We start from the raw sequence: 25,580 nt of genomic DNA on the forward strand, positions 1-25,580 counted from the left end.
TCGCTCGAAAAGATAGTGTCCGGGTCGACGCTCAGATCTCCGCGTACTCGCCGACGTACTCGTCGTTGAGCTCCCACTCGCCGTCGCCGTTTTTGATCATGTACTCGCCGTAGTAGGGGACCCGGTTCGCGACGACGTCGCGGAACGCCTCGCGGATCTCGGGCTTGGTCATCTCGCCCATCGGCTTCAGATCGTCGTTGCGGTTGAGACAGCCCTTCAGGTAGCCTTCGTGGGTGACGCGGACCCGGTGGCAGTTCGCACAGAACGTGGCGTTCTCGACTGGGTCGACGATTTCGACCATGCCGACACCGGGCGAATTCGGTGTGAGTTCGTCGATATCTTCCGCGTCGCTGCCACCGACCCAGTACCGTTTCCGGTCGTGCATCTCGCGGTGTTCGATCTCGATCGCCTGCTCGGCGAGCCAGTCGTGGACGCGCTGGATGTCGATATTCCACTCCGGTTTGCCGGTCAGTTCGGGCATGTACTCGATCAACTGCAGCTGGAGCCCCTCGTTTTCCGCGACGTGATCGACCATCTCCGGCACGTAGCCCGCGGTGTGCTCGAAGACGACCATGTTGAGCTTGACGGGGTCGAGGCCGGCCCCGAGGGCCGCATCGACGCCCTCGAGTACCTTGTCGTAGGCCCCGCTCTTGGTCACCGCCGCAAAGTCCTCCGGATCGAGCGCGTCCTGAGAGACGTTGACCCGCTCGAGACCGGCGTCGACGAGGCCCTCGGCGCGACCCGGGAGGAAGGTCCCGTTGGTCGTCAGCGAGACCTCCATCTGGTCCGGCGTTCGTCGGATAATCTCCTCGAGATCCTGTCGGAGCATCGGTTCGCCGCCGGTGAACTTGACCGCGTCGACGTCGAACTCGGCGGCGACCTCGAGGAAGCGAACGACGTCGTCGGTCGACATCTCGTCGTCCTGCGGATCCATCGGTCCGCGGGTATCGCCCAGCCCCTCGTTGTGACAGTAGACGCAGTCGAAGTTACACCGATCGGTGAGGGAAACCCGAACTCCGGTTACCTCCCGCCCGAACTCGTCGGTGAGCATACCACCCGATTGCAGGCGGATCCGCTTAAGCACGCTGGGTGTTCCCACGGCCACGTAACCTATTTCGGTTTCATTAGTGACAGCCACCGATCTATTTCTCCGTCGCTTCTCGGTTCGGGGTCATCGTGGCGCAATCGGTCTCGGTTTCGGATCGATTACTATTTGGGATGGACGTGGTAGTGGCCGCCATGAGTACGATCGCAGAGCTGACGATCCCAGCCGAGGAGTTCGCGCTCAGAGAGTCGCTCGAGACCACGGACTCCCTCGGTGTCGAGATCGAGCGCGTCGTCGCGTACGATCCCGACTACGTCATGCCGTACGTCTGGTTCGAGGGCGACGAATCGACGCTCGAAACGCTCGACGCCGCGCTCGCCGACGATCCGAGCGTCGACGAGTACGAACTGCTTACCGACCTCGACGACGAACGGCTCTACCGGCTGAACTGGGTGGACGACGTCACCGTCATCATCCACCTGTTGACCGAGGAGCAAGCGACGATCCTGGACGCGAGCGTCGAGGGGACCCACTGGCGGTTCCGAGTGCTCTTTCCCGAACGCGACTCGCTCTCGAGCACGTACGACTTCGCGACCGAACACGGGCTCACCGTCGATATCCGGAAGATCCACCAGCTCGAGGACGACAGACAGGGCCTCTACGGGCTGACCGACGCCCAGTACGAGACGCTGGTCGAAGCGCTCGATCGGGGCTACTACCAGATTCCTCGAGACATGGACATGGAAACGCTCTCGGACGAGCTCGGCATCTCCCATCAGGCGCTCTCCGAGCGGCTCCGGCGCGCCCATCAGACGCTCGTCCAGGAGGCCATCGACGTCGGCACCGACGACGAGCGGTGATCGCGTGATGCCGTCGCCTGGGCGGATTTCAATCGGTCGAGCGGGGCCGAAGCGGCCGGCGCAAGAACTACCCGACCGACCGTCGAACGCTACCGCATGGACGAGGACATGCTCGAGGACCAGCGCCGCCTCGTGGAACTCATCGAAGCGGAGGGCTGGGACGTGACCGATCTCGAGATTTCGGCGTACGACAGCCCGTGGGCCGACGAGGACGATCCCGAGGCGACGGTGACGATCACGGCGCGAAAGCCGTACGAGAGCGACGAGGGTGATGGTAATTCGGGCGACGAAGACGACGAGAACCCCTTTCGGCTGAAGTAGACGTGTACGGGACGGCTTCGTTCCGGGCGACCCTCACACTGTATTCGAAGTAAGCTACCACGCCTTGAAGGGCGTGGCATTCAGCGTGGACTCCCGTTCTAACCGCTAAGAGCGGTAGGCGAATACTCGCCGTTCACGTTCAACATCCCGCTGTTCAAGCGCACGCCTACAGGTGCGCCTCCACGTCCAGACTTTTGCTGGTCGCGGAGATACTTCAGTCCGATATTCTTCGCGGCGTTGTAATCCGCATGAACATCGTATCCGCACTTCAGACAACCGAAATCGTCCTGTCCGTTGTTGTGAGGGCGGTTGTCCTCGTGGGTGAACCCACACTTCGAGCAACGCTGACTCGTGTACGCCGGATTAATCTGCTTCACCACAAGCCCCTCAGATTCTGCCTTGTACGAGACGTACTCAAACAAGCGGCGGAACGCCCACTTGTGAACCGCCTTCGCGTGCGGTAGGCGCTCGCGGATGCCTTTGAGTTGCTCAAACACGATATGAGTACAGTCGTTCTCAAGGGCTTCCTCTATGAGTTCGTTTGAGATTGCATGAAGCATCTGCTCGAAACGTCCAATCTGCTTGCGACCGACTCGTTGAACGTTCTCGTGCGCCCAGCGAGTCCCTGTCTGTTGCAGGTCGCCACGTCGCTTCTCGTACTCACGGTGCCAGTGATTGAGTTCACCGCCGCTCCAGAGGCGTCCGGTTGAGGCGGTTGCGATGTTTGTGATGCCGAGGTCAACACCAAGGACGGAGACGTGCTTGGTATCGCCTTGTTCGGCCTCATCATTCTCCACGGCGGGCTTTGTCCGCACGTGGAGGTAGAAACAGTCCTCAACATCGTCATAGTGGAGCGTAGCTCCGTTCACCTCGTAATTATCGTTGAACAAGTACGCCGAGTGTGGCGTGTCACGCTGTTCGTCGGGAAGGACAAACTCTGCGGTCACTCGCCCGTCGATGGTGGCGAGTGTTGCATGGTTGTCGTTGACGGTAACGGTTCGCGCATCGTAGCTGGCGAACCGTGAGGTGAACTGTGGCTTCGAGGCTTTCTTCCCTTCCTTCCAGCGTTCAACGCAGCCTTTAACGGCTTCTGCGGCTCGGTTGCGTGCGGCTTGCACGAGATTGGCCGGAAGCGGTGAGTCTTCTCTTACGTCGTAGTAGGTGAGGTCGTGGAGTTTGGTTTTGCTGGTGATTTTCCAGTCTGGTTTCCACGCTGTGTCTACGACGTAGTTGGCGGCGTCGAGGAAGCGGTCGGTTGTCTGGTGGAGAAGGTCAGCGGCACTCTCGTCCACATCGAGTTTGATGGGCACGGTTCGAGTGGCTGAGTCCTCCACCATCTGTACTTCATATGTAAGAGCCTGTATTTATAATGATTTGGATTGGATGAGGGAGTCGGCCAGCCATCGAGCGTGGTTTGTGTCCGTGTTGTCGGTTTCCTCCCGCGCCTGAAGTCGCTGGTTTCCGCCTTGCAGTCATTATAAAAGTCGGACGGCGTATCCGGTTTTTGGGCTGTTTGCCGGCCTCGGTGGTGGAAACACCGGTTCGGCGCGAAGCTCCGTACAATTCATCTCGATCACGGTACTCGAACGCCGGTTACGAGGTTCCTTTTTTCGCCGTCGCCGGTCACCGGCCCCTCCATTTTCTCCGTTTCATTTCGATCACTTCGAAAAAGGTGTTGCAGTTTCGTGAGCAGCGCCGGTAATGGATCAGGAGCCATCGACCGCTCGAGGGGACGGGGACGGCGGCCGTACGACCCGATCCCCCGAGTCGTCTTTCGCCGATAGTATCCTCGATGGCGAACGAAAGACCGTGACCGTCCTCGAGACGCCTGAGGAAGACGCCACGTTCGACGAACTCGATCTATCAATCTATCGATCGTTCGCACGTCAGTCTCTTCGCGACTCGTGAGATGCACCGCGACGTATCCGGATGTCGAATCCCGAGCCGGAGGCGGTACCTCTCGAGTCTACGCAGTGCTCCCGTCCGTATCGAACGAAGAGCGGTTCGGCGTCGTGGTCACCCCTTGATGTTACACACGGGGAACGTCCGCGCCACCCTGTCGCCGATGCCGAGTTCGTCCGAGACGCGGACGACCTCGTCGACATCCTTGTAGACGCCCGGCGCCTCCTCGGCCACCGTCGCACCCGACTGCGCTTTGACGTAGATCTGATCCTGCTCCTCGAGGTCCTGCTGGACGTCGCCGCCCCAGAACTCGTCTTTGGCCTGCGTGCGGCTCATCAGCCGGCCCGCGCCGTGGGCCGTCGAGCCGAACGTGAGGTCCATCGAATTCTCGCCGCCCCGAAGGACGTAGCTGCCGGCACCCATGCTGCCGGGGATGATCACCGGCTGGCCGACGTCGCGGTAAGCCGCCGGAACCTCGGGGTGGCCCGCAGGGAAGGCCCGCGTCGCGCCCTTCCGGTGGACGTAGAGTTCCCGCTGGTCCCCGTCCTCGCCGACCGTGTGAGTCTCCTTCTTGGCGATGTTGTGCGCCACGTCGTACAGCAGGTCCATCTCCATCTCCTGCCACGAGCGGTCGAAGACCCGCTCGAAGACCTCCCGCGTGCGGTGCATGATCAGCTGGCGGTTGACCCACGCGAAGTTGATCGCCGCGTTCATCGCGCCGTAGTAGTCCTCGGCGAGCTGTGAGCCGGCCGGCGCGGCCGCCAGCTCCTTGTCCGGAAGCTGATCGAGGAGCCCCTGGTGTTGCTTCTCGATTTTGCGCAGGTAGTCGTTACACGTCTGGTGGCCCAGCCCGCGCGAGCCGCAGTGAATGAGGACGACGATCTGGTCTTCCTCGAGGCCGTACGCCTCCCCTACGTCGCCGTCGAAGACGTCGGTCACGCGCTGGACCTCGAGGAAGTGGTTCCCCGAGCCGAGCGAGCCGATCTGATTCTTCCCGCGATCTTTGGCCTTCTGGCTCACCTTGTCGGGATCTGCACCCTTGCGCATCCCCTCGTCCTCGCAATGCAGGAGGTCCTCTTCGACGGCGTGGCCGTTCTCGAGGGCCCAGTCCACCCCACGAGAAAGGATCTCGTCGACGGTGTCGATGCCGGCTTCGACGATGCCGCCGCCGCCGAGACCCGACGGAACGTTGGCGAATAGCGAGTCGACGAGCTCCCGTTCGTTGCCCTGTAGCTCGTCGTAGGTCAGGTTCGTCCGCATCATCCGGACGCCGCAATTGATGTCGTATCCGACCGCGCCCGGCGAAATACAACCGTTCTCGGCGTCGAGTGCGCCGACCCCGCCGACCGGGAAGCCGTAGCCCTGGTGGCCGTCGGGCATACAGATCGCGTAGTTGGTGATTCCGGGCAGGTGGGTCGTGTTTTTGATCTGCTCGAGCGTTTTGTCGTCCTGAATCTGCTCGAGGAGCGCTTCGCTCGCGAGCACTCGCGCAGGGACGCGCATGTCGCCCTCCCGCGGAATCTCCCAGACGTATTCACGCACTTTCTCGAGCGTGATGCCGTCGGCGTCGAACGTGGTGTTGCTCATACGTACAACTGGACGCCGGACGGTGAAAGAAGTTCGTCTCTGCCGCCGCCGTCGCGAGTCGGAATCGCCGTCACCGAACGTTCGAAACCGATCTCGTGCGGTCGATCGGTAACGGGGTTTGACCGCCCCGTCCGTATTTGGTCGTCCCTCGAGTTGGGAGGCGTATGAAGCGACGAACTGCGCTCGCGGCTGCGGGGACCGGCGGATTCGGCCTCGTCGCCGGCTGTCTCGGCCGGCTTCCGCTCGTCGGCTCGAGCGTGCAGACGGAGTTCGAACTCGTCGATCCCGAACTCGAGGTCGAGGACGATCCGGACGTGAGGGTCGAGGACGATACCGTCAGGGTTTCGGGAACGGTCGAGTACGCCTCGAGCGAGTGCGGCACGGTCGATCTGGCACACGTCGAGTACGAGGCCTCACAGGACCGACTGGACGTGCTCGTCGTCGCCGCGGACGACGGCGGCGGACTCCGCGGGTGTACGGACGATATCGTCCAGACGGGTTATCGTCTCGAGGCCGTGGTCGACGGACGGCTTCGCCGCGTCTCGGCGACCGAACATCACGCCTTCGGCGACACGTACTCGACGTCCGTCGACGGACTCGACCGGTGAGACGTGCGGGTCACTCGGTGCTGGTCGAGAGGGTCTCGACGCGCTCGTCGTCGATCCCGAGCCGCTCGAGGTGGCCGTCGGCGGCGTACGGACCGCCGCCCGTGATGAGCAAAACGGAGGCCATTCCGAACAGCGCGACGTGGGCGAGCACGGGATCGTCGGGGAGGGCAAACAGCGTGAGCGTGAAGATCGCGATCGCCGTCCCGGCGCTCGCTCGGGTGAACAGACCAGCGATCAACGCCAGCCCGAGGGCGACTTCGGCGAGGCCCGCGCCCAGGACCCACAGCTCGGGGCTGGCAGGAACGGTCGCGGTCAGATCGTAGCGATCGACGACCGCGAGCGCGAGTCCAGGTTGGAGGAGTTTCTGTGTCAGGCCGAGATAGATGAACGTCGATCCAAGACCGAGTCGGACGACCGTCGGGAGGTAGCGTCGGTAGTCGTCGACCCGCTCCTGTAGCGCTCGCGCGCGGTCGTACACCGGATCGACTCGGCCGTAGACGGTCCCCCGCGTCCCCGCGACCCGTTGGAGGACGTGATCTGCGCTCGGCCGGCCGCTCCCGATCAGCGCGATCGCGAGCAGGCCGCCGACGAACTCCAACTGTAGGAGGAGTATCGGCCAGATCGAGACGCCGACGAGATAGGCCGCGAGAGCGATCAGCGCGACGACCCGCGTCGCAAGCCCGAACAGCAGGCAGAAGCCGAGCGCCACCTGCAGAATCCGCAGGTCGACCTCGAGTGCGGGACTGACGAAGTAGCCCGTGAAGCCGGCGCCGATCAGCGGGATCCCCAGTGAGATGCGCAACAGCCAGGGGACGTAGTCGGTGTACTCTCCCATCGCCGTCTGGAACGCGCCGAGGTCCCGCTGGAACGGCCGGAAGCGGAGATAGCCCGCGATGACGGCGACGACGGCGAGCGCGCCCGCTAACAGGGGCCCGACGACGAACGGGTCGGTGAGCGCGTCGTCGAAAAACGTCGCGACGTCGACGTCGCGTTCCTCGTCGACGACGTACTCCTCGTGTGCGGCGACCGTGCCAGTAGCGACGACTGCGAGAGAGGCGATACTCGCGGCGAGAAATCTCGAAACCAGGCGACGTCTCTGATCCACTCTCGAGCGTACCGTGGCGAGCGTGAAAACACGTCTGCCGTTCGGCCGTGCGTGCGAATCGGCGTCCAGCTGCGTTGGGCGTCCAGCCGCGGATGGGTGCGAAGACCTGGAAGGTCACACGTCGAAGACGACGTACGCCTCCCAGCCGCCCTCGTCGGTCGCTCCAGCCTCGACTCGCTCGAGGCGCATCTCCGAGTAGGTCACGGCCTTCACCTCGCGCGCGTCGACCTCGTCCAGTGGGACGCCACGCGTGCTAGCCTCGAGGGTCCACTCGGTCTCGTCGTCACCAGCTGTCCCGTCTCCCGGACTGATTTCGCCGACCGTCTCGATCCGTTCGACGCGGTGATCGACCGGGAGCGCCGCTCGTACGTCCCGTTCGTAGATCAGTTCGTCGAGATAATCGAACAGCAGGGCCTCGCGGCTCTCCGCGCTCACGGAGAGCGGAAATCGGTCCCCCGCCGCCTCGGGGATGTCGTCGGCCGAGGCGGCCGCGAGGCCGTCGGCGACCGCGGCGAAGACGGCCTCGAGCGTGTCGCCGGTCGCCGCGACCGCGATGTCTGCCGTGTGGTCGCGGAGTTCGAATCGTCCGCCCTGCGCTCGTGTCATCGGTTGCTGGCTCGGACTTCGACGACCGGGATGGTATGCCCGTCGGTTTCGCCGGCGCATGGTTTCGCCATCCCGAGATCCCGCAGGGACGTTTCGGTCGACGACCGATTGACGCTGCGGTTCTCGAAGCCGGTCACTCGTTTGACGATACGAACCGCCGAGTGCCGGTGGAATTATATTGGCGACGATGGTAGGGTGAAATAGTGAGCGTCAATATCGACAGCTGCGTCGTCACGCCGGGGAGTGACGACTACGTCGACGAAGCCTGGCAGCTCAAAGAGGAGATCAACGAGCGGGAAGGCGTGCTCAAACAGCGCCACGATTTCTTCTCCGACGCCTACCGTCGGTCGACGGTCCACTGCTACGTCCGAGAGGGGGAGCTGATCGGATTCGCGGCCGTTCGACGCGACGGCTACATTCTCTTTCTGGCGGTCTCTCCGAAGCTCCGCGGCGAGGGCATCGGCAAACAGCTCGTCGCCCGCGTGGCCGAAGACCACGACACGATCACGTGCCACGCCCGGACGAGCAACGAGAACGCCCTCCAGTTCTACGAACACCTCGGCTTCGAGATCAAACGCCGCATCGACGACTATTACGAGGACGGCGGCGACGCCTACTACCTGAAACTCGGCTCCGACGTCGGCATCACCGACAAGATTTCGGAACTGATGCGTCGCTAAAGCGGCCGTTTTCCAATCGGAGTAAACCGGAACTCGATCTCGTATTGGATCCGACAGCGCTCGAGACGTTCTCGTTCCGAGTCGCGATATCTTCGACCGTGAGCTCCGACGTGAGTCCGGCATCGCGAGGTGATCGGGAGCAGACTCGTAGCCGTCGTTCAGCGGAACGGCCGCAAGGGCCAAAGTGTATGTCTCGTGCCAACTGATCACACTCATGACTGAGCACGGGGACACGGTCGAGACCGGTTCACTCCAGCGTCGAGGCACCGTCGACTACATGCGGATGGCCGGCCGGCGCAGCGTCGTTCACGGACTCGTCGAGGTCGACGTCACCGAGGCAAAACGGCGCATTCGCAACCGAGAATCGAACACGGGAGAACGTCTCTCGTTCACGGCGTTTCTCGTGTGCTGTCTGGCTCGAGCCATCGACGCCCATCCACACGTTCAGGCGTACCGGGACTGGCGAGGTCGGACCGTCCAGTTCGACGATGTCGACGTAAACGTCCTCGTCGAACGGCAGATAGACGGCGAGCAGATCGGGGTTCCACACGTCGTCAGGGCGGCCGATCGGCGTTCACTGCAGTCGATCCACGACGAGATACGAGCGGCCCAGACGGATCCGGTCGGCGGACGACTGACCGGAACGGCGTCTCTGGGTCTCCGGCTACCCGGCCCGATCCGGCGGCAGTTGTGGCGCATTCCGCAGCTGTTTCCTCGGCGCTGGAAACGCATCGCGGGCACCGCCGCCGTAACGTCCGTCGGAATGTTCGGTACCGGCGGCGGCTGGGGAATCAGCCCGACGAACTACACCCTCCAGCTCACGGTCGGCGGAATCGAACGGAAGCCGGGAATCGCCGACGACGAAATCGTGCCTCGAGAGCTCTTGAGCCTCACCGTGACGTTCGACCACGACGTCGTCGACGGCGCGCCCGCCGCCCGATTCGTCCGGCACTTGACGGAACGCATCGAAGCGGCCGACGGGATCGAAACGGAACTCGAGTCGTTGTGATCGGGATCCCTCGAGCGCGCCACCGCCACCGAACGCGTCGAGCGTGCAGGGCACCAGTACGGTCGGGAGTTCACGTCTCACTCCGGTTCGCCACCGAGTAGGTACCTGAACGCAACGTACAACACGGCGAACAGCACGACGAAGACTAATAGCCCCTGAGCGACCATCGTGAGCCGGCTCTTGGCGCCGGTCTCGGCTTTCTCGTCAGCAGTCGGTTCGTCGTCTGCAATCGGTTCGTCGCCGGCAGTCGCCTCGTCGTCGCGTCGTTCGTCGAGTGATTCACCGATCGTTTCGTCGACGGCCTCGAGAATTGGGTCACGTAACGGCGTCTCCAGTCCAGCGCGCACCGCTTCCGAGACGAACAGTTGGATCAGGTCGTTCTCCAGGTCGACGTCGTCGAGTACCGCATCGAGTGACGGAGCCATTGGTCTGTCACGTGAGTACACTGTGCAGTCGGATAACTGTTACACGAGAGGCCGGATCGGTAGCACGCCTATCGTCCACCGATTCGAGCGTGAGATCGAATCGGCTCCCACCGGGTACGATCTCTGCCAGTCTATGGAGAACTCGTAATCGGGTGACGTATCGATGGACGAGACAACTGTACTCGAGGGGGTCTGTGACAAGCATCTAATCGCCGTCCTAACAGCGAAAAACCAGCATTCGAAAACCTGTTTTCGCCTTACGACAAGCACATCGTGATTGTAGCGGATGAACGCGGCCCGAACGGGTTACTACTAATCCTCATACGGTCTGCTGTAACTGTTTTCTGGAACGACCGTAAGACGGCCCGCTGTCACTCCGGAAATGACTTACAGTAGACCGTATCAGCACCTCACAAAGCCGTTAGTTGAGAAACCCGTTTGCCGAGTTGTGTGTAACGATCAGAAACAAGCGGACGGTGAACTCCACGAAGACCAGCTCGTTGACTTTCTCGCCACCGTTCTCATCAAAGCATTACACGCTATACCTCGGTGAGAACGCAGAAGTCGATCCAGGCCATCTTCGAGGGTCTCCTCGGCGTGACCGCCGGCGGGACCTCAATTTTTCACTCTGCGAGAAGAGTACGGGAGCATCCGAAGGAAGACTATTGTCCTTAATTAGTTAATTATTCATCATTTGGTGAGGGGACTCCCTATTCACCGTCATCATCATCATGATTATTTAGACATCCACTTGGGCCACAAATCGGCGGGCTATAAATCTCTGGCAAATTAGAGGGTTCACCTTCACTATTTTCTGGGAATTCCACTGTCCAAGAAGTGTGTTCTCTATTTTCGAGCCAATTTTCGAGATTTATGTCATCCGCTAATTTTTCTCCTCTGACAAATGAATCCGCCACGTTGTATTCATCCTCAAAACGGATTCGATAGGACTCTCCAACTGGAACAAATATCGAGAAATAACAGTGGTGCTCAAATGCCCATTGGCCAGTACTTACTCCACCAGATTCATACAAGTAGGAGTCTCCGCTAAATTCCTCAGAACCGCTATCTGGCTGCCCCACTAACTCTGCGGCGAGAGCAGTTCCACTGAGTGCTATACCGCCGGTCTTAAGAACGGTAGCCAACCCTCCCGTTCCAACCGTTGAACCAACTCCAAGAAGAAGCCCTATTCCGTTAGTAAGTGCTCCTGGTTCACCCATATTATAATCTGCCTCGTCAAAGTCTACATCTGTTACCCAATCAGAACTACTACCCAGTACATCTTCACCATTTATTTCTCCAAACATATCGTCCCCGACTTTAATCAACTGATCATCAGGGCGCATAACATTTTCGAGACTGCGTGGACCACTCACACCTTCTACCCCGATTTTATGTCCGCTTTGTGAGAAGGTACAGACTGAACGGCCAGGATCATCATTGGTAGAACAATTGATGATTGTGTCACTTCCTGATTTTTCTGCATCAGCGCCGAAAGATGTTAGCGCAAAATCATATTTATGGCATGGTCCAGTATCAAGTCGATCATCACCTCTTGAGAGATAATTCCAGTTTCGGAATTGAAGAGCTCGGTGAACACCAACACCATATTCTGAAGTGGGGCTTGGACCACTCCGATAAGAAAAGTCTTGAAGCCCATCATCACAGGACCATTCTTCATTGAGATAATAGGTCTGTGTTTTATCCCAGCCATCGACGTTTTCTACGTCATTAAATATTGACGATTCTGAGTCTACAGCAGAACCGACTGCAGAAAGACCACTAAGCCCAATTATTGTAGCGGCACTCGTTTTAAGAACGGATCTCCTATTTGTACTATTGAATTTCTCTCTTATACAATTAATAGCTATATTATAGAATAATAAACCTTCTGGTAAGCCATCTCTTTCCCACCACAGTTTTATCGGCCACTGAATTACCATTGTTATATTCAAATATAATATATTTTATTATAATAGCCCTGTATCCAGGGCTATAGAAAAGTATATCTTCAAATAGTTGGCATCGTATTATATGGAAGAACGCAACCAAAATCCGGTCTTAGGCAGTCTCACCTTCGCTATCTTTGCGGTAGTGATGTATCTCCAGAGCAATTTCATTGCTATGACTATGTGCTTAGTTTTGCTTGTATGGTCTTTAATATACTCGTTATCAGAAAACGTAAACAAGTGGGTAGATGACAACCTTGCGGTTGTGGTCTCTATAGCAGTAGTTGTTGTACTAATTGCGGTTGTAGATATGATGAATTAGAACTATTGTTACGGCTGCGTTAGCATACCGGCTACTTGGGCCCGACGAACTCCCGTTCGCACAGGGCCTTCCACTAGAGTACGAATTTGCGGGTAGGTGTAAGAAGGCTGCTCGCAACAGATTGGGAACGCCGTCCCGTTCGGTCTCGCGAAGTCATTGGCACAGCACATCCTCACCGATGAGGCGCCGAGTCTCAAGATCGACGACAGTGAACCACAGTGACGATTCTCCGCCGCGACCGGCACCCCGAGAATGTGTTCACCGCTGTAGATTCACCTGAGATAAACCCACGCTAGTTACTTGGTACGCTTATTCCCGGAGGCGATCGTCTCGACGCCGGGGCTGTAGAAGTGAACCGGGTCGGACTCCGGCGTCGAGAACCCGTTGGCGCGAAAGAGCGTGTTGGTCTCGATCTCGACGGCGGCGTCGTACAGTGGCCACGGCTCGTGATCGATGGTTGCGTAGCGAAGCGTTCCGTCCGGGGCTTCGGTGTAGTAGCGGTAGCGTGCCGTGAGAAACGCGGCGAGCGTGCCCGGTTCGGCACTGTAGCGGTCGCCGACCGGGCCGTAGGTCGCGTCGAACTGGACCGGTCTGGCCCCCGGATGACGTCGGCGATTCGTGAATCGAACACGACCGTTTGTCGTGCGAAGATCGATCTTCGCGTAGTAGTACGGGAGATAATGGAAGAGCCGAGCGCCGAGCACCGCGAGGAGCCCGTCCGCGTCGAGGCTGAAGAAGTACACGCCCGGCGCGCCGTCGTGGCTCACGTAGGTCCGGAGGTTGAGTTCGGGGAGCGGAATCCCCGCGCCGGACGGGAGCATTCGCGGTCGGACATCGACGTTCGTAAACGGAACGACCGAGAGCCACGCCCGTCCGTCGTGGGTCTCGAGTGTGAGCGCCTCCGGGAGGTGGGGTTCGACTACGGCCGGATCAACCGGCCAGTTCGCGAAGAGGACGTGACGCCAGCCCATGTGCAGTGACCCGAGCATCGGTTCACGATAACGGAAGACGACGAGACGGAAATAGCTGCGTTCGGAGTCGACCATCCGGCAGGATTATACCCCCGCACGCACGACTACCCCAGACGCATGGAGGAGCGAACGAGGGCCTATCTTCGCGGTCGATTTCGTGATCACTACCGGCGGACGGAGATCACGCCGCCGCCCGCGGCCAACGAACGCGAGTGGGGCTACATCCCCTGGACCGAGGGCCCGGATACGACGATGGTCCGCCACCGGTCGCTCCTCGAGCTAGGCGATCTTTCGGAGTTTCTCGTTCGAAAACGACCGCAGCACGTCTACTTCTCGGCGGGACGGTTTCGCGATCCCGGCGCCAGTTCGATGCACGCGAAAGATTGGCAGTCGGCAGATCTCGTCTTCGACTTAGACGCGGACCACCTGCCGAGTGTGACCCTCGGCGAGGACTCCTACGCCGAGATGCTCGCGAAGTGTAAGGACGCACTGTTCCGGCTGATCGAGTTCCTGGAGGACGATTTCGGCTTCGAAGAACTCGAGTTCGTCTTCTCGGGCGGCCGCGGCTATCACGTCCACGTCCGCGACGAGAACGTCCTGCATCTGGATCGAGAACACCGCCGAGAGATCGTCGACTACGTTCGGGGAATCGGAATGGACTATGAGGAACTGATCGACACCGAGACCGTCGCAGGGCTCGGGCGAAAGACGCCGACGGAGCGACGAACGCTCGAGATCGACGGCGGCTGGGGCGCCCGAACCCACGACCACCTGATGGCGTTCGTCGAAGACCTGCTTGCGATGGACGACGAGGACGCCTTGGAGCGCCTCCAAGAGTTCGACGGCATCGGCGAGGGGAAGGCGACGGCGACGCTCAACGCGGCCCGGAACAACCGCGAACAGCTCGAGGCCGGTAACGTCACCGTCCACACCGCGGTCTCCCAACTGGCAGAGCGATTCGCCAGTCAGGCGGTCGAGCGCGACAACGCGCCGATCGACGAGCCGGTGACGACCGACACGAACCGGCTCATCCGCTTGCCGGGGAGTCTCCACGGTGGCAGCGGACTGAAAACGGTGCGACTCGAGCGGGACGAGCTCGTGGAGTTCGACCCCTTAGACGACGCCGTCCCCGAGACGTTCCGGGGCCACGAGATCACCGTCGACGTCACCCGCGGCGGCGAGGTCGAACTCGGGGGGGATAGTTTTACGGTCACGGAGGGTGACCAGTCACTACCAGAGTACGTTGCCGTGTTCCTGATGGCACGCGGCCGCGCCGAGAAGGAGAAAGAATGAATTTAGACGAGTTGCGTTCGGTCCAGAGCAAGGAGCGCCAGAAGGATAGCCTCCAGAATCTGCGCCCCTCGTTCTACCAGGAGGTCGGCGAGTATATCGCCGATCTCGAGGACGAACGCGACCGCGTTGCAGAACAGGCCGACGACCCCTTTTCCTCGCCCGAAGTCGGCCGGCTCACCGACGAGATCGAGACTGCCAAGGACGTCGTCGAAGCCGTCTACGAGCGACGCATGGGCAAACTCGTCAAACAGGCCAGCCTCGCCGCGGCGGGGATGCCGGCCGACGACGACGGGCTGACCGCGGAGGAGGCCGACCTCTTCGACGACCTCGTCGATCGCATCTCGTCGAACAAGACTCGTGTGCTCGACGTTCTCGAGGGACTGGATACTGAGCCAGCGGCAGGTGCAACTGACGAAGCGGCTCCCGAAGCTGGAACGGACGCCAGTGTTGACCCCGATCCCACGACCGTCGAACGCGACCCCACGGCCGTCGATCCGATCGACGATTCCGGCACGACGGAGCCAAAGGCCCCGCCCGAGGACGCGCCACCGGTGCCACCGCAGGATGCGCCGACCGACGTCGACTCGGGCCCCGAACCCGACGGAAGCGAGACGGCCGACGATGGGTCCGACGACTCGAGCGGCGTCACGCCCGCGGACGTCATGGGCGGCAGCGGACCGGAGATCGACGATTCAGCGTCGCCGTCGGAGGGGGCTCCGGCACCGCCGGAGGACGTCGGCGACGACGGGAATGCGGGTGCAAACGATGGCAGCGAAACCGACGTCGACCGCGTCACCGTCAAAATCACCCGCGACATCGGTTCGATTCTCGGTGTCGACGACCGCGAATACTCGCTGTCGACGGACGACATCGTCACCCTTCCCGAACAGAACGCGACGCCGTTGCTCGAGCAGGAAGCGGCCGAACCGCTCGAGTAGCATCTCTGAACCTGGTGTTGTTGTGAGTATCCGGTCCGCTCAAGCGGGCTGTAGACACTGCCAACGGTGATCTCTCCGACCTCTCCAACCGAGTTTCGCTCACGGATGCTCCGAGACGTCCAAGTTTGTGCTCACAGAGTTCGCGTATTATCGATCTAAAAGTAGTCTTATTTCCTCCGTATTCTACTTCCCATCGCTTCGATTATGGTTTCGAAAGCCCTCAGCGGCCTCGCGGTCGCTGCGGCGGATATCCTCCTTTCAGTCGGATAGGGCCGCCGCAGCGACTCCACTGCGACGCGAGCCCACTTCGCCCTTTCAGTCCGCCAGGGTCGGCTGTATGCCTACCCTCCCCCGGTGAGGGGAAGCTTTGCTTTCGCGATGCTCGGAAGCGCACGCGCTTCCGTAGGATCGTGCGGCTCTCGCAGCGCTCGAGCCCCACTCTCGGCCATGGCGCGCGCTGACGGCGCGCCCGAGCACTACGAGGGTGCGCCGTCGACATTGTGCGAGGGGCGAGTGAGCGTAGCGAACGAGTCGGCTGGGGAGGATGGGGGCCTGTGGGTGGGACTGAAAGGGGCCGGCGCGTTGAGCGAACGCGAAGCGTTCGCGATGCTCGGGAGAGCTTGCTCTCCCGATGTTCGAGGAAGGCAGGCGACGCAAGGACCGCAACCGACTGCAAGGAGGTGAGGCCCGCAGCGAGCCTCCCGACTCGAGCGCGCCGGGGGCTTTCGAGGTCGTTCCGTCTATTTTCCTCTTCTCTCCGTTACATACCGTGGACTGATGTTACTACAAACCAACCGATAACGCCTTCGTCGATACCGAATACGAGTATCGATCCGAAATCAAGCCGTCCCTAAACCACAACGCATACATCGACCCTCGCTAACAGACGGCCATGCTCGACGTCGGCGACGAAGCACCCGAGTTCGAACTATCTAACCAGCACGGCGAGACCGTCCGCCGCTCAGATTTCGACGGCGAGCGACTCGTCGTCTACTTCTACCCGCGCGCGAACACCGACGGCTGTACCACCGAAGCCTGCGGGTTCAACGACGCGCTCGCCGAGTTCGACGACCGCGACGTGAACGTCGTCGGCATCAGCGACGACCCGGTCGAGGACCTCGAGTCGTTCGCCGCAGAGTACGACCTCGAGTTCGATCTCCTCTCGGACGAACTCGGCGAGGTCGCGACGCTGTACGACTCCTACGGCGAAAAGAAGATGTTCGGTAACACCTTCGACGGCGTCTTCCGCAACACGTACGTCGTCGGCCCGGACGGCTCCGTCGAGGCCGTCTACGAGGGTGTCACCCCCGAGGGACACGCCGAGGAGGTGCTCGACGATCTCGAGGACTCGTCGGCAGAACTCGCGCAGTAACCGACTCGCAAGTTCCGTTCGCGGTGGCTCCCTGACTGACTTCAGCAGCCGCTTTGCCGACTGGTCGTCGCTCGAGACCGGTGTCGCCAGTCGTCCTCCGAGACCCGGTCGACCAGGTCGGTTTGCTCGAGTCCATATCACCGAAGCCGTCGCTACGCGGGGTTCGATGCGTCAGAAAAATCGCACGCGGTAACTGAGAACGTCTCAGTTCGCCTTCGATCGCTCGAGACCGCCCTTACTGGAAGGTGCGGCCGAGCTGATCCTGTTCCTGGGCCGGTTCGGCCTGCTGGAACTGCTCTTCGATCTCCTCGTAACGCTCGCGCGTCTCGGGAGTCACGCTCGGGAGGACTTCATTGAGCGCGTGTTCGAAGTGCTCCTTGCTGATGCGGACGTTACCGATGGAGTCGGGCATGTCCTCGGGATCGACGGAGTTGATGAACTCGCGGCTGGCGGCCATCGACGCCTCGCGGCAGACCGCTTCGATGTCGGCACCGACGTAGCCTTGCGTCTCGCTCGCGAGCCAGCCGAGGTCGATCGCGTCGGCCAGCGGCTTGTTGCGGGTGTGGACCTCGAAGATCTTCTCGCGCGCCTCCTCGTCGGGGACGGGAACGTGCACGTGTCTGTCGAGGCGGCCCGGCCGGAGCAACGCCTTGTCGATCAGGTCGGGACGGTTGGTCGTCGCGATGACGACGACGTCCTCGAGCTCCTCGAGGCCGTCGAGCTCCGTCAGGAGCTGGCTGACGACCCGTTCGCCGACGCCGGAGTCGCTCTGGTTCTTCCCGCGTTCGGTGGCGATCGAGTCGATCTCGTCGAAGAAGATCACGGTCGGTGCGTTCGACCGCGCCTTCTCGAAGATCTCTCGGACGCCCTTCTCGGACTCCCCGACGTACTTGTTCAGCAGTTCGGGGCCCTTGATCGAGATGAAGTTCGACTCGGCCTCGTTGGCGACGGCCTTGGCGAGCAGGGTCTTCCCCGTGCCCGGCGGGCCGAACATCATGACGCCCTTGGCGGCTTCCATGTCCATGGCCTCGAAGACCTCGGGGTAGTCGAGGGGCCACTGGATCGTCTCGCGGAGGCGTTCTTTGGTGTCGCCGAGTCCGCCGACGTCGTTCCAGGTGACGTCGGGGACTTCGACGAAGACCTCGCGCATCGCGGAGGGCTGGATGCCCTTGAGCGCCTCCTTGAAGTCTGCCTTCGTGACCTGCAGCGACTCGAGCACCTCGGCGTCGATCTCGTCTTCCTCCAAGTCGAGGTCGGGACGGATGCGACGCAGCGCGTTCATCGCGCTCTCGCGAGCGAGGCTCTCGAGGTCGGCACCGACGAAGCCGTGCGTGTTGGACGCGTAGTGGTCCAGGTCGACCGAGTCCACGAGCGGCATGCCGCGGGTGTGGACCTGCAGGATCTCCTTGCGGCCGTCCTTGTCCGGGACGCCGATCTCGATCTCGCGGTCGAACCGACCGCCGCGACGGAGCGCGGGGTCGATGTCGTCGACGCGGTTCGTCGCGGCGATGACGGTGACGCGGCCGCGTTCCTCGAGCCCGTCCATCAGGCTCAGGAGCTGAGCGACCACGCGCCGTTCGACGTCGCCGCCGGCGTCTTCACGTTTCGCGGCGATCGAGTCGAGTTCGTCGATGAAGACGATCGCGGGGGCGTTCTCCTCGGCCTCTTCGAAGACCTCGCGGAGCTTCTCCTCGCTCTCGCCGTAGTACTTCGACATGATCTCCGGGCCGGAGATCGTCTCGAAGTGGGCGTCGATCTCGTTGGCGACGGCTTTCGCCATCAGGGTCTTCCCGGTGCCCGGTGGGCCGTGCAGGAGGACGCCCTTCGGCGGTTCGATCCCTAACTGCTGGAACAGTTCGGGGTGGCGCATCGGCAGTTCGATCATCTCGCGGACCTGATCGAGTTCGCTGTCCAGGCCGCCGATGTCCTCGTAGGTGACGTTCGGAACGCCCTCGGCGGAGCCGCCGGGGCCGCCCGAGCTAACCTGTTCGGCCGGCGTTTCGGAGATCTCGATGTTCGTCGAGTCCGTGATGACCACGGTGCCCGACGGCGACGTGCTCGCGATCTTCAGCGGCACCGACTGGCCGGAGCTGGCCATCGGACCGAACGAAAGCGAGAACGGGACGGTCTGGCCTTCGGTGACGGCCTGTCCCGAGAGTTTGTCGCGGACGAGCGGGCCGATGTCTCCGCGAATACGGAGATTCTGGGGGAGCGCGACGGTGACCGATTTGGCGGGGTTGACGTCCGCGGGCTCGATCTCGACGCGGTCGTCGATCCCGACGTCGGCCTCCTGGCGGAGGCGACCGTCGATGCGGACGATCCCGCGACCCTCGTCTTCGGGGTAGCCGGGCCACACTCGCGCGACGGCCTGGCTGTCGCCCTTGCCGTCGATGACGATGTAGTCGCCGTTCTCGAGATCGAGTTCGCGCATCGATACGCGGTCGATCGCGGCCAGTCCACGCCCTGCATCCTTCTGTTTGAGTGGTTTAACTGTGAGTTTCATAGGTCACCTTCTAGCTCGACAGTGAGGACGCCGTTTTTCATAAACGTGTGCGCGTCGTCTGCACCGTCGGGAAGATCGAATTCGTACTGCTGATCGTCAGCGACTACGATAACCGTGTCGTCGACGAGGTCGACCGTGGCCTCGATTCCGTGGGCCCCGAAGTCGACGGCCAGCACCGAACTGTCGTCGTACTGGTACTGGCGTGCTAACTGCCCTTCGTTCCGGGTGAATTGTTCGAGTGTCATGCTTCAACTAACCCAAGGTAAGCATCCAAAGTATATAAATCTTTCGCCAACTAAGGCGCAGACGGGGCCGTTTTCGGAGAAAGAGCATTGTTCGTAGTTCACACCAAATCGTGGCCGAGTTAGATGACCGCTTCTCTCGAAGAACGGGGCTCGGGTCGACCGGGCTGTGTCCGCCCACGAGTTCGTCGACCGGCTGGTTCCGATTCGGACTCGAGGCGAACTGAGCGAGGACTGGCATCGGTGCGACGCTCCTCGAGAATTTAAGCCACCACCCCTCGTTCGAACGAGTATGGAGACGGTAACACACCACGGCCGAGAGACGGCCTACGACGTCGCCGACCGCGGCGGAGACGGCTCGCCGATCTGTTTCGTCCACGGAAGCGGCGGGTCGCGAGACGTCTGGTCCGCCCAGCATCGCCTTGCCGACCGAAACCCCGTCGTCACGCTCGATCTGAGCGGTCACGGCGAATCCGACGATATCGACGCCCAGGCCGGCTACACGACGCTCTCCGCCTACGCTGACGACGTGTTGGCCGTCGTCGAGGCGACCGAGAGCAGGGTTCTGGTAGGCAACTCGCTGGGTGGTGCCGTCGTCATGCAACTCCTGATCGAGCGCGACCCGGATATCGACGCCGCCGTGCTGGTGGGGACCGGCGCCCGTCTGGGCGTCCTCGAGGATCTTCTCGACTGGCTCGAAGACGATTTCGAACGCGCGATCGAGTTCTTACACGGGCCGGATCGCCTCTTTCACGACCCCGACCCGGCGCTCCAGGAGGAGTCGATCGAACAACTCCGCGAGACCGGCCAGGCAGTCACCCATCGGGATTTCTTGACGTGCCACGAGTTCGACGTTCGCGGCGAGCTGTCGGCGATCGACTGTCCCGCGCTCGCAGTCTACGGCGAACACGATAAGCTGACGCCGCCGAGATACCACGACTACCTCGCCGAGGAGATCGACGACGCCTGGATCGCGGCGCTCGAGGACGCCGCACATCTGGCGATGATCGAGCAACCCGAGGCGTTCAATGCGGCGATCGACGAGTTTCTGGATATCGTCTCCGAGCAGGGTGGAGACACCACCGAGGAGTGACGGCAGCCGACCGACCCGACGCGAGAACAGTCGACGATTTCGGCGACGACTGCGTCCCGACGAAAGCGGGAAACGCGTGGCGTCCTCGGAGGCGATAGCGATGTCTCGACGCCGAAGCCACATTTCGAATCTGCGGCCGAACCGTGCGTGTCTGCACCAGCGGAACTCGTTTCTGCGGTTGCGAAACTCGCCTCGTTGCGATCAGTAGAGCTCCTCGAGGTCGCTCTCCTCGTGGCTGTGTTCGTCGGCGGGGAACTCGCCGGATTCGACGGCCGAGACGTAGTCGTTGACGGCCGACTCCATTTCGGCGCGGACGTTCCCAAACTGCTCGGAGAACGTGGGCGTCCACTCGCTGATACCGACGGCGTCGTCGAAGACCAGCACCTGGCCGTCGCAGTGGGGCCCCGCGCCGATGCCGATCGTCGGAATGTCCAGCGCGTCGGTGATTTCGGCCGCCAGATTCGAGGGCACGTGCTCGAGCACCAGCGAGAACGCGCCCGCCTCCTCGTGTTCGATCGCGAGTTCGAGCATTCGTTCGGCGGCCGCCTGATCGGTTCCCTGTCGGGGGTAGCCGCCGTACTGGTTGACGTGCTGTGGCGTGAGGCCGAGATGGGCCATCACCGGAATGCCAAGCTGAACCATCTTCTCGGTCAGTTCGACGGTGTGGGGGCCGCTCTCGAGTTTGACCGCCTCCGCACCCTCCTCTTTGAGCATCCGTCCGGCGTTCTCGAGGCTGTCTTTCTCGTCGACGCCGAAGGAGAGAAACGGCATGTCGGCGACGACCAACGCGTCTTCGGTCGCGCGCGAGACCGCGCCGACGTGATGGGCGATCCCGTCGACGGAGACGGGAACCGTCGTCTCGTGGCCGAGCACCACGTTACCGACGCTGTCGCCGACGAGAATAACGTCGACGCCGGCGTCGTCGACGATTCCGGCCGTCGGCGCATCGTAGGCCGTCAACATCGTGATCCGTTCGTCGCCTGCTTTCTCTCTGATATCCCGCACGGTAGCCATACCCACAGGTTCGTCGCCGACGATTAAATGCCACCGTTCTTCGGCGAGACCGACAGGAGGGGGTCGAGACTGCCGTACGACCGACTCGTTCGCGGACGAACGTGCACTCACGCCTACGTTCGAGCGGAACGCCGAAGCGTCGAACACGGAGAAATTAAGAGGGCTGGGTCGCCACTGTCGGTCGTGCCAGAACCCGTCGAAACGACCACCCCCGAGGGCGTCGACTACGGCTGGGTGATGCAGGTCACCTTCGTCGCCACGATCCTCGTCGGTGCACCGATCGTCGCCCTGCTCTCGGTGAACGCCGATCTCCCGAGTTGGGGCGCTCGAGCCGAGTTCGCGATCCGCGTCGGAGCCCCGATCTGGTTTCTGACGGCGATCGCCGTCTTCGCGTACGCGAAGCGAACGCAGGGGTAGTCGACGGAGCCGAACAGCCCGTTAGACGCCCGCCGGACCGTCGTCCACGAACTCGAACGCGACGCCCGCTCGTTCTGCCGTCAGTCGATCTCGCGGCGAATCTCCGACGAACAGCGACGTTTCAGGCTCCGCCTCGAGCGTCCGAACCGTCTCGAGCAGCGGCTCCGGATGGGGCTTTTGCGTGCCGACCGTATCTCGGCCGACGACTGTATCGACCGCGTCGAGCAGATCGTGCGTCTCGAGTGCGATTCGACAGGCCGCCTCGCAGTTGAGCGAGCAGACGCCGACGGGGACCGTTTGCTTGAGTAACTCGTCCGCGTGAGTGAGCCGCGGTGCGGTCTCGGCGCCGGTCCGTTCGTGGGCGGCGATGGCAGACTCGACGTCCACACCCAACCCCACGTCGCTCGCGGTCTCGAGCAGTTCCCACAGGTCCTGGCCCGGTGGCTCGACGTCAGCGCGCTCGTAGACCTCGAGGACGTCGGTAGCCACGGCGTCCCAGTCGACGTCGAGGTCGACGAGCGTTCCGTCCAGATCGTAGACGACAGCGTCGTAATTGGTCACGCCTCGTGATACGAGCGGTGAACGAATAGTGACTTCGGTCGCGAGAGCGAGGTCGACTGCGAACGCCGTGCGAGGATCTGGAGTGACAGTTGTTAACATGACTGTGGCGCTTCAATTATTGACCGTGGCAGATTACCATAGGTACAGGAGAATCGGAAATACTATTTAATTATACTATTATCAGTGACACGATGGTGGAGGATATTTCACGACGGAACTTCGTCCGAAACGCAAGCGCAAGTGCACTCGCAGTTGGGATAGCCGGACTCGCCGGCTGTACGAGCAGTCTCCCGGTCGTGGGCGATAGTTCCAGTGGACCTGGGGTGGAGAACTGGCTTGCTGCGCCTTCGTTTGCCGATATTCTCGACGAAGACGAACTAGGGGAGTACTACGAAGACCCCGAGTTCGAGGCGGCCGAAGCAGGAACGCGGGCGTTCGAGTACACCGTTCCCGAGCCGTTCTTCGACAACGAGGAGGAGACGAACGCCTACTCACAGCTCAGTACCGGTAGCGAGTTCCGAAGCAGAGTCGGCGTGTCGGCGACCGAGATCGACTGGCAGCTCTCCTCGCGTACGAACTGGGAGTTCGAGTTTACACACACCGAGCGAGACAGAAGCGGCGAGGAGTACGAACAGGACGGGTCCGCTAGCACGAACGTCGAGATGCGGGGGATCTCGGGAGCGTTTGACCCTGAGGATATCGAGGAGAGTCTCGAGCGCTGGGCGGAAGAGGAGTACGACGACGAGGAGGAACTCTCGAGCGAAGGCAACCGCGAAGGGCTCGACCTCTACGAGATCGACGACAGTGCGCTCGCCGTCGGCGAGGAGTACGTGCTGCAGGTAACCGTCGGCCAACACGTCGAGCCGATCGCCGCGCTCGAGACGGTCATCGACGCTCGTTGGCACGGCGACGAGCTCTGGGTCGACGATGACGACGACGCCCGGACCCTCTTGGACCAACTGCCGTCGGGGGACGACGTCAACGGGTTGTTCTTCGAGCCGATGACGCTCGAGAACGCCTTCGAAGACGAGTTCGGTGACGAGTACGACGATATCGACGAGCTGCCTGACTACCAGCGCGAGTCGTTCGAAGACCAACACGACTACGACGACTGGCAGTCCGGCCTCATGGGTACGATCTCGGCGAGCGAAATCGACGGCGAGACGACCGACATCACGACCGTCTTCCTGTACGAAAACGAACGGGACGCGGACGCGGATGCCCTCCGTGAGCACGTCGACGCCAATCGGAATCTCGGAGAGGAGTGGGAAACGCTCGAGGACCAGTCCGTCAGCGACGAGGGTCGAACGCTGATCCTCACCGGAACCGTCCGCTCGCGGGCCGTCTTCTAGACTGGCGACGACTGATTTTTTCAGCGACGTCGAACGCTGCGATTCGATCGCGACACGACGGTCGAACTGCGAGGCGTGTTTCCCCGGTTCTCACACGTTCGTGAGGATGATTCGTCGGGAGCCAGCGCGGATCGAGGACCGAAATATGCGTCATAATAACATGCAAGATAGCCAGAAATACTATTTAGAGATACTGTCTCTTCAGACGTGATGAGAGGGGACATTTCACGACGGACGCTTCTTCGAAACGGGGGGATCGGGCTCGTTGCGATGAGCAGTGCAGGACTGGCCGGCTGTACGAGCAGCCTTCCGGTCGTCGGCGACGACGGTGCATCGGGGCCGGCGGTCGACCGCTGGCTCGTCGATCTCTCGTTTGCCGATCTCTTCGACGAGGACGAACTGACCGACGAGTACGACGACGCTGAACTCGAGGGGTACGACCGGACCGGGTTCGAGTTCGACACCGTCGTTCCACAGGCGGTCTTCGACAACGAAGAAGAACTCGTCGTCTACTGGCCGCTCGAGCAGGGGTCGGAGCTTCGAAGCACGGCCGGCGTGGCCGCGACGGATCTCGACTGGGAGCTCACCCAGCGCGTCGAGTGGGAGTACGACGTAAGCTACACGCGAGAAACCTGGGACGGGACCCAGTCGTCCGAGGACGAGCGGAGCGCATCGATCGATATCGGGACGCTCGCCGGTACGTTCGCTCCCGCGGACGTCGAGGAGAGTCTCGAGGACTGGGCCGAAGATCGGTCCGTTGAGGATGCGGAACTTTCCAGCGAAGGTGAGTACGAGGGGTTCGATCTGTACGCCTTCGAGGGCTACGCTTTCGGCGTCAGCGAGGCGTACGTCGTCAGGGTCGCCGGCAGCCAGCCTCTCGATTCGCTCGAGGCGCTCGAAGCCGTGATCGACGTCCAGACGACGTCTGTCGGCGGCCTGTCCGAGACGGACGACGGCGACGCGCTGCTGGCGCAGTTCGAATCGGCCCACCTCGCGAGCGGCGAACTCCACGAGCCGCGGTCGGTCGAGTCCGAAATAGAGCGCCAGTACGGCGATATCGACGACGTTCCGGAGTGGCAGCGCGACGACCTCGAGGAGGAGTTCGAAGATCGACTCGACGACTGGGAGCTGGGGCTCGTCGGGTCGGCGAGCGCGTACGAGTTCGACGGCGACACGACCGACGTCCACGAGGTCTACCTCTACGAAACCCAGAGCGATGCGGACGCGGGCGAACTCCGCGCCCACGTCGAGTCGAACCGCGATATCACCGATCAGTGGGCGACGATCGAAGAGCTCTCGATCGACGACGCGGGACGGGCGCTCGTCCTGTCCGGACGGGTTCGAACGCGGGCGCTGCTGTGAACGGGAGCCGCTGAGCGACACGATCTCGGACGCCTAGTTGCTC

The 25,580-nt window shown here is 61.7% G+C and carries 27 protein-coding genes; 15 read left to right on the top strand and 12 right to left on the bottom strand.

The window, feature by feature from the left end; translation table 11 throughout:
* Positions 1-31 precede the first annotated feature (31 nt).
* On the bottom strand, positions 32-1,051 hold the full coding sequence (gene moaA / locus BLT08_RS04775) for a GTP 3',8-cyclase MoaA (protein WP_090303610.1): 1,020 nt from the start codon (positions 1,049-1,051) through the stop codon (positions 32-34).
* Between the two features lie 188 nt (positions 1,052-1,239).
* On the opposite strand from moaA, the gene BLT08_RS04780 reads away from it, so the two are divergent.
* Both BLT08_RS04780 and BLT08_RS04785 read left to right on the top strand, forming a co-directional pair.
* The gene (locus BLT08_RS04780; RefSeq protein WP_090303611.1) at positions 1,240-1,905 is read left to right on the top strand and encodes a helix-turn-helix domain-containing protein; all 666 of its coding nucleotides are present in this window, start codon (positions 1,240-1,242) and stop codon (positions 1,903-1,905) included.
* Between the two features lie 96 nt (positions 1,906-2,001).
* Positions 2,002-2,226, top strand: coding sequence for a hypothetical protein (locus BLT08_RS04785; protein ID WP_090303612.1), 225 nt, complete (start codon positions 2,002-2,004; stop codon positions 2,224-2,226).
* Between the two features lie 98 nt (positions 2,227-2,324).
* On the opposite strand, the gene BLT08_RS04790 is transcribed toward BLT08_RS04785, so the two are convergent.
* Positions 2,325-3,563, bottom strand: a complete 1,239-nt coding sequence (locus BLT08_RS04790) for an RNA-guided endonuclease InsQ/TnpB family protein (protein ID WP_090303613.1) — start codon at positions 3,561-3,563, stop codon at positions 2,325-2,327.
* 364 nt (positions 3,564-3,927) lie between these two features.
* On the opposite strand from BLT08_RS04790, the gene BLT08_RS04795 reads away from it, so the two are divergent.
* A complete protein-coding gene (locus BLT08_RS04795; protein WP_090303614.1) occupies positions 3,928-4,134 on the top strand; it encodes an orc1/cdc6 family replication initiation protein in 207 nt (68 codons plus the stop codon).
* A 108-nt stretch (positions 4,135-4,242) separates the two neighbouring features.
* Here BLT08_RS04795 and BLT08_RS04800 read toward each other — a convergent pair whose 3' ends face one another.
* Entirely contained in the window at positions 4,243-5,715 is a 1,473-nt protein-coding gene (locus tag BLT08_RS04800; RefSeq protein WP_090303615.1) for an RtcB family protein, read from the bottom strand.
* A gap of 164 nt (positions 5,716-5,879) precedes the next feature.
* Between BLT08_RS04800 and BLT08_RS04805 the strand changes: the two genes are divergently transcribed.
* On the top strand, positions 5,880-6,323 hold the full coding sequence (locus tag BLT08_RS04805) for a hypothetical protein (RefSeq protein ID WP_090303616.1): 444 nt from the start codon (positions 5,880-5,882) through the stop codon (positions 6,321-6,323).
* Positions 6,324-6,333: 10 nt separating this feature from the next.
* On the opposite strand, the gene BLT08_RS04810 is transcribed toward BLT08_RS04805, so the two are convergent.
* Both BLT08_RS04810 and BLT08_RS04815 read right to left on the bottom strand, forming a co-directional pair.
* The gene (locus BLT08_RS04810) at positions 6,334-7,383 is read right to left on the bottom strand and encodes a DoxX family protein (RefSeq protein ID WP_245724166.1); all 1,050 of its coding nucleotides are present in this window, start codon (positions 7,381-7,383) and stop codon (positions 6,334-6,336) included.
* A 159-nt stretch (positions 7,384-7,542) separates the two neighbouring features.
* On the bottom strand, positions 7,543-8,034 hold the full coding sequence (locus BLT08_RS04815; protein ID WP_090303618.1) for an archease: 492 nt from the start codon (positions 8,032-8,034) through the stop codon (positions 7,543-7,545).
* Between the two features lie 203 nt (positions 8,035-8,237).
* Between BLT08_RS04815 and BLT08_RS04820 the strand changes: the two genes are divergently transcribed.
* Both BLT08_RS04820 and BLT08_RS04825 read left to right on the top strand, forming a co-directional pair.
* Positions 8,238-8,714, top strand: coding sequence for a GNAT family N-acetyltransferase (locus tag BLT08_RS04820; protein WP_090303619.1), 477 nt, complete (start codon positions 8,238-8,240; stop codon positions 8,712-8,714).
* A gap of 214 nt (positions 8,715-8,928) precedes the next feature.
* Positions 8,929-9,723, top strand: coding sequence for a 2-oxo acid dehydrogenase subunit E2 (locus tag BLT08_RS04825; protein WP_090303620.1), 795 nt, complete (start codon positions 8,929-8,931; stop codon positions 9,721-9,723).
* Positions 9,724-9,800: 77 nt separating this feature from the next.
* Here BLT08_RS04825 and BLT08_RS04830 read toward each other — a convergent pair whose 3' ends face one another.
* Both BLT08_RS04830 and BLT08_RS22465 read right to left on the bottom strand, forming a co-directional pair.
* Entirely contained in the window at positions 9,801-10,148 is a 348-nt protein-coding gene (locus BLT08_RS04830; protein WP_090303621.1) for a hypothetical protein, read from the bottom strand.
* Between the two features lie 710 nt (positions 10,149-10,858).
* A complete protein-coding gene (locus tag BLT08_RS22465; RefSeq protein WP_139171267.1) occupies positions 10,859-12,091 on the bottom strand; it encodes a hypothetical protein in 1,233 nt (410 codons plus the stop codon).
* A 91-nt stretch (positions 12,092-12,182) separates the two neighbouring features.
* On the opposite strand from BLT08_RS22465, the gene BLT08_RS22470 reads away from it, so the two are divergent.
* A complete protein-coding gene (locus BLT08_RS22470; protein WP_139171268.1) occupies positions 12,183-12,419 on the top strand; it encodes a hypothetical protein in 237 nt (78 codons plus the stop codon).
* 296 nt (positions 12,420-12,715) lie between these two features.
* On the opposite strand, the gene BLT08_RS04840 is transcribed toward BLT08_RS22470, so the two are convergent.
* A complete protein-coding gene (locus tag BLT08_RS04840; RefSeq protein WP_217636368.1) occupies positions 12,716-13,408 on the bottom strand; it encodes a YqjF family protein in 693 nt (230 codons plus the stop codon).
* A 99-nt stretch (positions 13,409-13,507) separates the two neighbouring features.
* Between BLT08_RS04840 and priS the strand changes: the two genes are divergently transcribed.
* The 4 genes from priS to bcp all read left to right on the top strand — a co-directional run bounded on the left by priS (position 13,508) and on the right by bcp (position 16,993).
* Positions 13,508-14,683, top strand: a complete 1,176-nt coding sequence (gene priS, locus BLT08_RS04845) for a DNA primase small subunit PriS (RefSeq protein ID WP_090303623.1) — start codon at positions 13,508-13,510, stop codon at positions 14,681-14,683.
* Entirely contained in the window at positions 14,680-15,621 is a 942-nt protein-coding gene (locus tag BLT08_RS04850; protein ID WP_090303624.1) for a hypothetical protein, read from the top strand. The genes priS and BLT08_RS04850 overlap by 4 nt, the downstream gene beginning before the upstream one ends.
* A gap of 631 nt (positions 15,622-16,252) precedes the next feature.
* Positions 16,253-16,399, top strand: a complete 147-nt coding sequence (locus tag BLT08_RS23275) for a hypothetical protein (protein ID WP_217636369.1) — start codon at positions 16,253-16,255, stop codon at positions 16,397-16,399.
* A 114-nt stretch (positions 16,400-16,513) separates the two neighbouring features.
* Positions 16,514-16,993 carry a thioredoxin-dependent thiol peroxidase gene (gene bcp, locus BLT08_RS04855; protein ID WP_090303625.1) on the top strand — a complete coding sequence of 160 codons (480 nt, stop codon included), beginning with the start codon at positions 16,514-16,516 and terminating at the stop codon, positions 16,991-16,993.
* Positions 16,994-17,228: 235 nt separating this feature from the next.
* Here the strand turns inward: bcp and BLT08_RS04860 are convergent, their stop codons facing one another.
* Entirely contained in the window at positions 17,229-19,496 is a 2,268-nt protein-coding gene (locus tag BLT08_RS04860) for a CDC48 family AAA ATPase (protein WP_090303626.1), read from the bottom strand.
* The gene (locus tag BLT08_RS04865) at positions 19,493-19,741 is read right to left on the bottom strand and encodes a DUF7127 family protein (protein ID WP_090303627.1); all 249 of its coding nucleotides are present in this window, start codon (positions 19,739-19,741) and stop codon (positions 19,493-19,495) included. Before BLT08_RS04865 ends, BLT08_RS04860 begins: the two co-directional genes overlap by 4 nt.
* Positions 19,742-20,030: 289 nt before the next feature.
* Here BLT08_RS04865 and BLT08_RS04870 point away from each other — a divergent pair, with 289 nt between their 5' ends.
* Positions 20,031-20,831: an alpha/beta fold hydrolase gene (locus BLT08_RS04870; RefSeq protein WP_175529232.1), complete on the top strand. Its 801-nt coding sequence runs from the start codon at positions 20,031-20,033 to the stop codon at positions 20,829-20,831.
* Positions 20,832-21,032: 201 nt separating this feature from the next.
* Here BLT08_RS04870 and panB read toward each other — a convergent pair whose 3' ends face one another.
* A complete protein-coding gene (panB, locus tag BLT08_RS04875; protein ID WP_090303629.1) occupies positions 21,033-21,845 on the bottom strand; it encodes a 3-methyl-2-oxobutanoate hydroxymethyltransferase in 813 nt (270 codons plus the stop codon).
* A 183-nt stretch (positions 21,846-22,028) separates the two neighbouring features.
* Between panB and BLT08_RS04880 the strand changes: the two genes are divergently transcribed.
* Complete coding sequence (locus BLT08_RS04880; RefSeq protein WP_090303933.1) at positions 22,029-22,262, top strand: DUF5822 domain-containing protein; 234 nt, start codon at positions 22,029-22,031, stop codon at positions 22,260-22,262.
* Positions 22,263-22,283: 21 nt separating this feature from the next.
* On the opposite strand, the gene BLT08_RS04885 is transcribed toward BLT08_RS04880, so the two are convergent.
* Positions 22,284-22,823: an HAD family hydrolase gene (locus BLT08_RS04885; protein ID WP_245724145.1), complete on the bottom strand. Its 540-nt coding sequence runs from the start codon at positions 22,821-22,823 to the stop codon at positions 22,284-22,286.
* A 191-nt stretch (positions 22,824-23,014) separates the two neighbouring features.
* Between BLT08_RS04885 and BLT08_RS04890 the strand changes: the two genes are divergently transcribed.
* Together BLT08_RS04890 and BLT08_RS04895 are read left to right on the top strand one after the other, a co-directional pair.
* A complete protein-coding gene (locus BLT08_RS04890) occupies positions 23,015-24,175 on the top strand; it encodes a hypothetical protein (RefSeq protein ID WP_139171269.1) in 1,161 nt (386 codons plus the stop codon).
* Between the two features lie 210 nt (positions 24,176-24,385).
* Positions 24,386-25,537, top strand: coding sequence for a hypothetical protein (locus tag BLT08_RS04895; protein ID WP_090303632.1), 1,152 nt, complete (start codon positions 24,386-24,388; stop codon positions 25,535-25,537).
* Positions 25,538-25,580: the final 43 nt, after the last annotated feature.

The sequence above is a fragment of the Natronorubrum texcoconense genome (assembly GCF_900100335.1).
Taxonomy (GTDB): Archaea; Halobacteriota; Halobacteria; order Halobacteriales; family Natrialbaceae; genus Natronorubrum; species Natronorubrum texcoconense.

Bases quoted from the DNA above. Each gene is read 5' to 3' on its own strand.
- BLT08_RS04795 (WP_090303614.1), top strand. From the start codon at position 3,928: ATGGATCAGGAGCCATCGACCGCTCGAGGGGACGGGGACGGCGGCCGT.
- BLT08_RS04865 (WP_090303627.1), bottom strand. From the start codon at position 19,741: ATGACACTCGAACAATTCACCCGGAACGAAGGGCAGTTAGCACGCCAG.
- BLT08_RS04840 (WP_217636368.1), bottom strand. From the start codon at position 13,408: ATGCTCGGGTCACTGCACATGGGCTGGCGTCACGTCCTCTTCGCGAAC.
- BLT08_RS04780 (WP_090303611.1), top strand. From the start codon at position 1,240: ATGAGTACGATCGCAGAGCTGACGATCCCAGCCGAGGAGTTCGCGCTC.
- panB (WP_090303629.1), bottom strand. From the start codon at position 21,845: ATGGCTACCGTGCGGGATATCAGAGAGAAAGCAGGCGACGAACGGATC.
- BLT08_RS23275 (WP_217636369.1), top strand. From the start codon at position 16,253: ATGTTCGAGGAAGGCAGGCGACGCAAGGACCGCAACCGACTGCAAGGA.
- BLT08_RS22470 (WP_139171268.1), top strand. From the start codon at position 12,183: ATGGAAGAACGCAACCAAAATCCGGTCTTAGGCAGTCTCACCTTCGCT.
- BLT08_RS04850 (WP_090303624.1), top strand. From the start codon at position 14,680: ATGAATTTAGACGAGTTGCGTTCGGTCCAGAGCAAGGAGCGCCAGAAG.
- BLT08_RS04895 (WP_090303632.1), top strand. From the start codon at position 24,386: ATGAGAGGGGACATTTCACGACGGACGCTTCTTCGAAACGGGGGGATC.
- moaA (WP_090303610.1), bottom strand. From the start codon at position 1,051: ATGCTCACCGACGAGTTCGGGCGGGAGGTAACCGGAGTTCGGGTTTCC.
- BLT08_RS04800 (WP_090303615.1), bottom strand. From the start codon at position 5,715: ATGAGCAACACCACGTTCGACGCCGACGGCATCACGCTCGAGAAAGTG.
- BLT08_RS22465 (WP_139171267.1), bottom strand. From the start codon at position 12,091: ATGGTAATTCAGTGGCCGATAAAACTGTGGTGGGAAAGAGATGGCTTA.
- BLT08_RS04860 (WP_090303626.1), bottom strand. From the start codon at position 19,496: ATGAAACTCACAGTTAAACCACTCAAACAGAAGGATGCAGGGCGTGGA.
- bcp (WP_090303625.1), top strand. From the start codon at position 16,514: ATGCTCGACGTCGGCGACGAAGCACCCGAGTTCGAACTATCTAACCAG.
- BLT08_RS04890 (WP_139171269.1), top strand. From the start codon at position 23,015: ATGGTGGAGGATATTTCACGACGGAACTTCGTCCGAAACGCAAGCGCA.
- BLT08_RS04785 (WP_090303612.1), top strand. From the start codon at position 2,002: ATGGACGAGGACATGCTCGAGGACCAGCGCCGCCTCGTGGAACTCATC.
- BLT08_RS04815 (WP_090303618.1), bottom strand. From the start codon at position 8,034: ATGACACGAGCGCAGGGCGGACGATTCGAACTCCGCGACCACACGGCA.
- priS (WP_090303623.1), top strand. From the start codon at position 13,508: ATGGAGGAGCGAACGAGGGCCTATCTTCGCGGTCGATTTCGTGATCAC.
- BLT08_RS04805 (WP_090303616.1), top strand. From the start codon at position 5,880: ATGAAGCGACGAACTGCGCTCGCGGCTGCGGGGACCGGCGGATTCGGC.
- BLT08_RS04790 (WP_090303613.1), bottom strand. From the start codon at position 3,563: ATGGTGGAGGACTCAGCCACTCGAACCGTGCCCATCAAACTCGATGTG.
- BLT08_RS04830 (WP_090303621.1), bottom strand. From the start codon at position 10,148: ATGGCTCCGTCACTCGATGCGGTACTCGACGACGTCGACCTGGAGAAC.
- BLT08_RS04870 (WP_175529232.1), top strand. From the start codon at position 20,031: ATGGAGACGGTAACACACCACGGCCGAGAGACGGCCTACGACGTCGCC.
- BLT08_RS04825 (WP_090303620.1), top strand. From the start codon at position 8,929: ATGACTGAGCACGGGGACACGGTCGAGACCGGTTCACTCCAGCGTCGA.